This window comes from Methylibium sp. T29 (assembly GCF_000576205.1).
Classification (GTDB): Bacteria; Pseudomonadota; Gammaproteobacteria; order Burkholderiales; family Burkholderiaceae_C; genus Methylibium; species Methylibium petroleiphilum.
Map to the genome: position 1 here is coordinate 1 of NZ_AZND01000496.1, position 1,306 is coordinate 1,306.

Annotated in this window: 3 protein-coding genes; all 3 read left to right on the top strand. The window is 73.7% G+C overall.

What is annotated here, in order from left to right:
- A partial coding sequence (locus tag x551_RS26065) for a hypothetical protein (RefSeq protein WP_036251717.1) occupies nucleotides 1–202 on the top strand: 202 nt, incomplete at its 5' end.
- A gap of 28 nt (nucleotides 203–230) precedes the next feature.
- Nucleotides 231–920 (top strand): SDR family oxidoreductase, encoded by a 690-nt coding sequence (locus tag x551_RS22335; protein WP_036236554.1) that lies wholly within the window; start codon nucleotides 231–233, stop codon nucleotides 918–920.
- The coding region (locus x551_RS22340) for a hypothetical protein (protein ID WP_036251720.1) at nucleotides 917–1,306 on the top strand (390 nt) is incomplete at its 3' end. The genes x551_RS22335 and x551_RS22340, both read left to right, overlap by 4 nt.

Sequence of the window (1,306 nt, forward strand, 5' to 3'; positions counted from 1 at the left end):
CCTGCGCCGGCTGCAGCTCGACGACTCACGGCGCCGCCAGCTCGCCGCGGCGCGCCGCAGCGCCGCCTACCAGGGCGAACTGCGGCGCGTGAAGACCGCCGAGGCGCAGGGCGTGGCACCGGCGGCCTCGAGCCCGATCGAGCACCAGTGCCAGGCGCTGTGGGCCGAGACGCAGCGCGTGATGCACCAACCGCGCCGCTGACCGACACCGTCACCGAAAGGACCGACGCATGACAGGAAACCCCCTGACCCTGAGCGGACGGCGTGCGCTGATCACCCAGGCCGATGCCTTCATGGGGCCGGCGCTGTGCGAGGTGTTCGCCGCGCATGGCGCAGACGTGATCGCCGACACCTCGCCGCTGGCCGATGCCGATGCGCCGGCGCGGGTGGTGGCCGCGGCCGGCGTGGTGGACCTGTTGGTGCTCAACCTGGCGATCCCGGCACCGCGCACCAGCGCGGTGGCGTCGTCCGATGCCGAGTGGGCGGCGGTGTTCGGCGCGCTGGTCGACCCGCTGCCGCGGCTGCTGCGCGCGGTGCTGCCGCAGATGATCGCGCGGCGCGCAGGCCGCGTGGTGCTGATGGGGAGCGCCGCGGCGCTGCGCGGCATGAAGAACAGCTCGACCTACAGCGCCGCGCGCGGCGCGCAGCTGGCCTATGTGCAGGCGGTCGGCGTCGAGGTGGCGCCGCACGGCGTGCGGGTGAACGCGATCGCGCAGAACTTCGTCGACAACCCGACCTACTTCCCGCCCGAGGTGCAGGCCGACCCGCGCTTCCAGGAACGCCTGAAGCGCGAGGTGCCGCTGGGCCGGCTGGTCGGCGCGCGCGAGGACGCCGAGTTCGCCGCCTACCTGTGCAGCGAGCCGGCCGACTGCTTCGTGGGCCAGGTGTTCCCGGTGTGCGGAGGCTGGGTGCCGCGATGAGGCTGACCGACCTGGGCCCGCTGCCGCTGACGCTGATCGCGTCGCTGCTGCTCGCCGTGGTGCTGCTGGCGGTACGTGTGTTCGTGATGCAGCGCGTGCAGCAGCGGCGCCAGCGCGAGAACCGGCAGGAAACCGAGCGGCTGAAGTCGCTGATGGCGGCCTACCGATCGCTGGCCGGCTCGTTCTCGCCGGCGGCCGACGAGCACGGTCCGCAAATCGAGGAGACGCTGGCCGATCTGGTGCTGTTCGGCTCGCTGGCGCAGGTGGAGCTGGCGGCGCAGTGCGCGCTGCGGCTGCGGCGCGGCGAGCCGGTGGACTGGCAGCCGCTGATCGAGGCGCTGCGCTCGGACGTGCGCGCCCAGCTCGGGCTGGACCCGATCCCGGCC